Source organism: uncultured Pseudokineococcus sp., from assembly GCF_947495735.1.
GTDB lineage: Bacteria > Actinomycetota > Actinomycetes > Actinomycetales > Quadrisphaeraceae > Pseudokineococcus.
This window is the reverse complement of sequence record NZ_CANMAA010000016.1, coordinates 68,193-74,756: the sequence shown is the minus strand read 5'-3', so window position 1 is coordinate 74,756 and position 6,564 is coordinate 68,193. Positions and strand designations below refer to the sequence as shown.

Here is a 6,564-nt window from a genome sequence, read left to right as displayed (position 1 = left end):
GGGGGGGCCGCCCCCCCCCCCCCCCCGGGGGGCCGGGGGGGGGGGGGGGGGGCCCCCCCCCCCCCCCCCGGCGGGGGGGGGGCCCCCGGGGGGGGGGGCCGGCCCGCGCGGGCCCCCCCCCCGGGGCCGCCCCACGGCGCAGGCAGCACGTGCGGAGACGTTGACGGGGGCTCCGTCGGCGCTTATGTTCAGTGACTGGACGAAAGCCGCTCGACGACGAGGAGCTCCCCGTGGCACCCACGCCCACCCGTGACGACAAGTTCTCCTTCGGCCTCTGGACCGTGGGCTGGGAGGCGAACGACCCGTTCGGCGCCGCCACCCGCGCCCCGCTGGACCCGGTCGAGGCCGTCCACCACCTCTCCGACCTGGGCGCGTACGGCATCACGTTCCACGACGACGACGTCGTCCCGTTCGAGGCGGGCCAGCGCGACGCCGCCGAGCGCACGCGCATCCTCGACCGCCTCCGCAAGGCGCTGTCGGACACCGGCATGCAGGTGCCGATGGTGACGACGAACCTCTTCAGCCACCCGATGTTCAAGGAGGGCGCCTTCACCGCGAACGACCGCGGTGTGCGGCGCTACGCGCTGCGCAAGGCGCTGCGCCAGCTCGAGCTCGGCGTCGAGCTCGGCGCGAAGACCTTCGTGATGTGGGGCGGGCGAGAGGGCAGCGAGGTCGACGTCGCCAAGGACGTCCACGCCGCGCTCTCCCGCTACAAGGAGGCCGTCGACCTGCTGACGACGCACATCCTCGAGCAGGGCTGGGACGTGCGCATCGCCATCGAGCCCAAGCCGAACGAGCCGCGCGGCGACATCCTGCTGCCGACGGTCGGCCACGCCATCGCCTTCACGCACACCCTCGAGCACCCGCACCTGGTGGGCGTGAACCCCGAGGTCGGCCACGAGCAGATGTCCAACCTCAACTTCACGCAGGGCATCGCCCAGGCGCTGAGCGCGGGCAAGCTCTTCCACGTCGACCTCAACGGCCAGCACGGGCCCAAGTTCGACCAGGACCTGATCTTCGGCCACGGCGACCTCATCAACGCCTTCTCGACGGTCGACCTGCTCGAGAACGGCTTCCCGGGCGGCGGCCCCACGTACGACGGCCCCCGCCACTTCGACTACAAGCCGCTGCGCACCGAGGCGGCCGACGGGGTCTGGACGTCGGCGGCGGCCAACATGAGCACCTACCTCCTGCTCAAGGAGCGGGCGCTGGCCTTCCGCGCCGACCCCCGCGTCCAGGAGGCCCTCGAGGCGGCGCAGGTCACCGAGCTCGCGACCCCGACGCTGGGCGAGGGCGAGTCGCTCGCCGACCTCGTCGCCGACCGCAGCGCCTTCGAGGACTTCGACGCCGACGCCTCGGGCGCCCGTCACGGCGGCCAGGTGCAGCTCGACCAGCTGGCCCTCGAGCACCTCATGGGCGCGGGGAGCTGAGGCGCCGATGCGCACCTCGGCCCGCTCCGCGCTGACGGCGCTGCTCGCGGGCCTCGTGCTCGCGGCGCCGGCCTCGGTGGGCGCCGCCGGCGCCCACGCGGCGTCCGCGGACCCGGGGGTGACGGCGACGCCGGAGGTCGTGACGACCACCGGCGTCGCCGGGCGCACCATCGCCATCACCGTCGACGACGGGCCCGACCCCCGGGCGACGCCGCAGCTGCTCGAGGTCCTGGCGGAGAACGACGCCCGGGCCGTCCTGTGCCTGTGGGGCGACCACGTGCGCCAGCACCCCGAGCTCGTCCGCCAGGCGGTGGCCGGAGGGCACCAGCTGTGCGGCCACACCCAGACGCACCCCGACCTGGGCACCTGGTCGCCGATGCGCGCGTCGGTGGAGATCCGCCGGGGCGTGCGCTCCATCGAGCGGGCGGTCCCCGGCGCCGAGGTGACCTGGTTCCGCGCGCCCTACGGCAGCTGGGGGGCCTCGACCGACGTCGCCGCCGATCTCGACCTCCAGCCGCTCGGCTGGCAGGCCACGATCGAGGACTGGGTCCCCCCGGGCAGCGACGTGCTGCTGCAGCGGCTCAAGGACGCCACCGCGCCCGGCGCCGTCGTCCTCGTGCACGACGGGGGCGGCGACCGCACCCAGACGGTGGAGGCCCTCGCGCAGTGGCTGCCCTGGCTGCGCGAGCAGGGGTACGAGGTCGTCCTGCCCGTGCGCCCCGCCGAGAGGGACTGACCTCGGCCCAGTCAGGCCCGCACGACCCGCGGCCCGTCGCGACCCCCACCCGCACCGGGGGGCGCGGCGGGCCGTCGTCGTCCCCTTGCGCGCGCCCCGGCGCCTCCTCTACGGTCCCCGTCGAAGCGCATCGACGATGATCCGCGGGAGGGGGCGAGGTGCCCACCAGCAAGGACGTCGCCCGCCTCGCGGGCGTCTCGCAGAGCACGGTCTCCTACGTCATGAGCGGCAAGCGCCCCATCTCCGAGGAGGTACGCCGCCGGGTCGAGGAGGCCATGGCGGAGATCGGGTTCCAGCCCAACGCGGGTGCCCGCGCCCTGGCCGGCCGCCGGACGAGCGTCGTCGGCCTGGTGGTCCCCTTCGGGCCGTCGGCGGACACGACGGGCCTGCTGCCCTTCGTCGAGACGATCGCGACCGGTGTGCGCGAGCACGACTACGACGTCCTCCTCGTCACCGCCGACGAGGGCCCCAGCGCCCTCACACGGCTGGAGGGCCGCCGGCTCTGCGACGCGATCGTCCTGATGGAGATCGAGGCGCACGACCCGCGGATCGAGGTCGCGGCCTCGCTGCGGGTGCCCGTCGTGCTCATCGGGGTGCCGCAGGACCCCCGGGGCCTGCCGTGCGTCGACGTCGACTTCGCCGAGGCGGCGCGCCTGGCGGTGACCGAGCTCGCCGGGTCGGGGCACGACCGCGTCGTCGTGCTCGGGCACCCGGCCGAGGCCGTCCTGCGCGACGTGAACTACGTGCGCCGCTTCACCGACAGCGCCCTGGCCACCGCCCACGACGCCGGGCTCCCCTACGAGGTCGTCGGCCCCGTGGAGCCGACGCCCCTGGGCGCCGAGCGCGCGGTCGAGGCCGCGGGCCTCGACCGGCCGGGGCTCACCGGTGTCGTGGTGGCCGGCACCGCCGCCGTCCAGCCCGTGCTCACCGCACTCGTCCGCGCCGGCCACCACCCCGGCCGCGACGTGACCGTGATGGGGGTCTGCACCGACGCGGCCGCCGCCGCGGCCGAGCCCCCCGTCACCAACGTCTCGCTCGAGCCCCGCGACGTGTCCCGGCTCGCCGTCCGCACCGTCTTCCGCCTCCTCGACGCCGAGGGGGCGGACGCCCCGCCCGACGTGGCTCTCGTCACGCCGCGGCTGACCCACCGCTCCACCACCGCGCGCGCGGGAGCACCCGCCGCCTGACCCACTCCCTCCGCCACCCGGCGGGGGCAGACCCGTCCGCACCATCGATACGCATCGACTAAGGAGATCACCATGGTTCGACGAGGAACCTCCCGCCGCACGCTCGCCGCTGCTCTCGCCCTCGGGGTGCCGCTCGCGCTGGCCGGCTGCGGCGGCGACGAGGCCGGAGGCGGCTCCGGAGGCGACGGCGGCGCCGTCGACTCCCTCCGCGTGCTCGACTACTACAACAACGAGCCGGACAACACCTTCTACCAGGACGTCATCGACGCCTGCGGCGAGGGGGCCGGGATCACGATCGAGCGCCAGAGCGTGCCCGGCGGGGACCTCATCTCCACGGTGCTCCAGCAGAGCTCGTCCCGGACGCTGCCGGACGTCCTCATGCTCGACAACCCCGACCTGCAGCAGATCGCCGAGTCCGGCGCCCTGGCGCCGCTCGGCGACTTCGGCCTCACGGCGGACGGCTACGCCGACGGCGTCGTCCAGGCGTCCTCCTACGAGGGCGAGCTCTACGGCCTCCAGCCGGTCACCAACACGATCGCGCTGTTCTACAACGAGACGCTGCTCGCGGAGGCCGGGGTCGCGCCCCCCACCACGTGGGACGAGCTGGAGAGCGCTGCGGCCGCCCTCACCACGGGGGACCAGTACGGCCTGGCCTTCTCCGCCATCAACACCTACGAGGGCACCTGGCAGTTCCTGCCCTTCATGTGGTCCAACGGCGGTGACGAGTCGGACATCGCCACGCCCGAGACGGCCGAGGCCCTGCAGCTGTGGGTCGACCTCGTGCAGAGCGGCTCCGCCTCCCAGTCGGTCGTCAACTGGAGCCAGGCGGACGTCAACGACCAGTTCGCCGCCGGCAACGCCGCGATGCAGGTGAACGGGCACTGGCAGTTCCCGGTCCTCGACGACACCGAGGGGCTGGAGTACGGCGTCGTGCAGATCCCCGCGCCCTCCGCCGGCGAGACCGTCGTGGCCCCCTTCGGCGGCGAGACGTGGACCGTCCCGCAGACGGGCGACGCCGACCGGCAGGCCGCGGCAGCGGAGCTCGTCGAGTGCATCACCAGCGACGAGAACATGACGATGCTCGCGACCCAGCGCGGCACCGTCCCGACGAAGCCCGAGCTCGTCGACGACGTCGTGGCGGAGACCCCGGCCATCGAGCCCTTCGCGCAGCAGCTGCCCGACCTGCGGTCGCGCACCGGCGAGCTCGGCGCCGAGTGGCCCACCGCTGCGACGGCCATCTACACGGCCGTGCAGGACGCCCTGGTCAACGGCACCGCCCCCGCCGAGGCGCTCGCCGCGGCGCAGTCGGGCTCGTGACCGGGACCGTCACGGCGAGCGCGGGCACGACCGCCCCCGCCGGGGCTGCCCGCGAGCGCCCGCGCGGGCTGCGCTCCCCGCGCACGCGCGAGCGGGCGCTCGAGCTCGCCTTCCTCGCCCCCGCGGCCCTCTACCTGCTGCTCTTCTTCGCCTACCCGGTGGGCAAGAACGTCGTCATGAGCTTCCAGGAGTACACGACGCGGACCTTCTTCACCGGGGAGGCGCCGTGGGTCGGCCTCGACAACTACGCGGCCGTCCTGGGCTCGTCGCTGTTCACCCAGGCGCTGCTCAACACGGTTCTCTTCACGGTCGGCTCCATCCTCGGCCAGTTCGTGCTGGGCCTGGCCATCGCCGTGTTCTTCCAGCGCCGGTTCCCGCTCTCGGGCCTGCTGCGCTCCCTGCTGCTGCTGCCGTGGCTGGTGCCGCTCATCGTGACCTCCGCCGTCTGGCGCTGGATGCTCGACCAGGACAACGGCGTCATCAACCGCGCCATCGGGGCGCTCCCGCTCCTCGACGCCCGTCCCGGCTGGCTGACGAGCACGTCGCTGGCCCTGCTCGCCGTGGTCGTGGTGAACATCTGGATCGGCATCCCCTTCAACACCACGATCCTCTACGGCGGTCTGCAGGAGATCCCCGAGGAGCTCTACGAGGCGGGTTCGCTCGACGGCGCGACGGGGTGGACGGCCTTCCGCCACATCACCTGGCCGCTCCTGCGGCCCGTCGTCACGGTCGTGCTCGTCCTCGGCGTCGTCTACACGCTCAAGGTGCTCGACATCATCCTCGGGCTCACCGGGGGCGGGCCGGCGAACGCGACGCAGACCCTCTCCACCCAGTCCTACGAGCTGTCCTTCCGGCAGTTCGACTTCGGCCAGGGCGCAGCGCTCGGCAACGTGCTCATCGTCATCTCCCTGGTCTTCGCCGTCGTGTACCTGCGCGCCAATCGCCGCGCCGTGGACGAGTGAGGGACCCCATGACCGAGACCACGGGGCGCTCCGCGCCCACGACCTCCCCCGAGCCGGTCGTCGCCGCCGCGAGCGCGGCCTCGCCCCTCGCTCGTCGGCCCCGGCGGCGCGGCGAGCACGGCTGGGGCAGCACCGCTGTCGGCGTCGGGATCATCGGCGTGATGCTGTTCCCGCTCTACTGGATGCTCAACGTGAGCCTGCAGCGCAGCAGCGGCGCGGTGGCCACGCCGCTCCTCCCGTTCGAGCTGTCCTTCGACGGGTACGCGACGGCGCTGCGCGACCAGAGCGGGAACCTGCTCACCAGCCTCGTCGTCTCCCTGGGGGCCGTCGCGCTGAGCCTGCTGGTGGCCACGCCGGCGGCCTACGCCCTCGCCCAGCTCCGCATCCGCTGGGCCGGGGCCGTGCTGCTCGCGGTGCTCGTGTCGCAGATGGTCCCCGGCATCGTCATCGCCAACGCGCTCTACAGCGCCTACAGCGACCTGGGCCTGCTCAACTCGATCCCGGGGCTGGTCCTGGCGGACGCCGGGCTCGGCATCCCCTTCGGGATCCTCATCATGCGGGCCTTCATGAGCGGGATCCCGCCCTCGGTGATCGAGGCGGCGCGGGTCGACGGCGCGGGCCAGGTCCGCGCCTTCGTCTCGGTCGTGCTGCCCATGAGCCGCAACGCGCTCATCACCGCCGGCCTGTTCACGTTCCTGTTCGCGTGGGGGGACTTCCTCTTCGCCCTGACGCTCACCACCACGGGCGACGTCCGACCGGTCACCCTGGGCATCTACACCTACATCGGGACCTTCGTGAACGACTGGAGCGCCGTCATGGCCACGGCCGTCCTCGCGTCCCTGCCCGCCCTGCTGCTGCTCGTCGTCGCCCAGCGGTACGTCTCCGCCGGCGTCACCGGCGGGGCCGTCAAGTGAGCGCCCCCACCGCCCTCC

6 protein-coding genes are annotated in these 6,564 nt (G+C 73.8%); all 6 read left to right on the top strand.

Going from position 1 to position 6,564, the window contains the following annotated elements:
* The first annotated feature begins 230 nt into the window (after positions 1-230).
* The gene (xylA, locus tag Q0848_RS16720; RefSeq protein WP_299039570.1) at positions 231-1,430 is read left to right on the top strand and encodes a xylose isomerase; all 1,200 of its coding nucleotides are present in this window, start codon (positions 231-233) and stop codon (positions 1,428-1,430) included.
* A 7-nt stretch (positions 1,431-1,437) separates the two neighbouring features.
* Entirely contained in the window at positions 1,438-2,166 is a 729-nt protein-coding gene (locus Q0848_RS16715) for a polysaccharide deacetylase family protein (RefSeq protein ID WP_299039568.1), read from the top strand.
* Between the two features lie 158 nt (positions 2,167-2,324).
* A complete protein-coding gene (locus Q0848_RS16710; RefSeq protein WP_299039566.1) occupies positions 2,325-3,353 on the top strand; it encodes a LacI family DNA-binding transcriptional regulator in 1,029 nt (342 codons plus the stop codon).
* 72 nt (positions 3,354-3,425) lie between these two features.
* The gene (locus tag Q0848_RS16705) at positions 3,426-4,670 is read left to right on the top strand and encodes an extracellular solute-binding protein (RefSeq protein ID WP_299039564.1); all 1,245 of its coding nucleotides are present in this window, start codon (positions 3,426-3,428) and stop codon (positions 4,668-4,670) included.
* Between the two features lie 68 nt (positions 4,671-4,738).
* On the top strand, positions 4,739-5,632 hold the full coding sequence (locus Q0848_RS16700) for a sugar ABC transporter permease (RefSeq protein WP_366146657.1): 894 nt from the start codon (positions 4,739-4,741) through the stop codon (positions 5,630-5,632).
* 161 nt (positions 5,633-5,793) lie between these two features.
* Positions 5,794-6,546 carry a carbohydrate ABC transporter permease gene (locus tag Q0848_RS16695; protein ID WP_366146656.1) on the top strand — a complete coding sequence of 251 codons (753 nt, stop codon included), beginning with the start codon at positions 5,794-5,796 and terminating at the stop codon, positions 6,544-6,546.
* The last annotated feature ends 18 nt before the right edge of the window (positions 6,547-6,564 follow it).

Excerpts from the sequence above, each read along its gene's own strand:
- Q0848_RS16715 (WP_299039568.1), top strand. The coding sequence starts at position 1,438 with ATGCGCACCTCGGCCCGCTCCGCGCTGACGGCGCTGCTCGCGGGCCTC.
- Q0848_RS16695 (WP_366146656.1), top strand. The coding sequence starts at position 5,794 with ATGCTGTTCCCGCTCTACTGGATGCTCAACGTGAGCCTGCAGCGCAGC.
- Q0848_RS16705 (WP_299039564.1), top strand. The coding sequence starts at position 3,426 with ATGGTTCGACGAGGAACCTCCCGCCGCACGCTCGCCGCTGCTCTCGCC.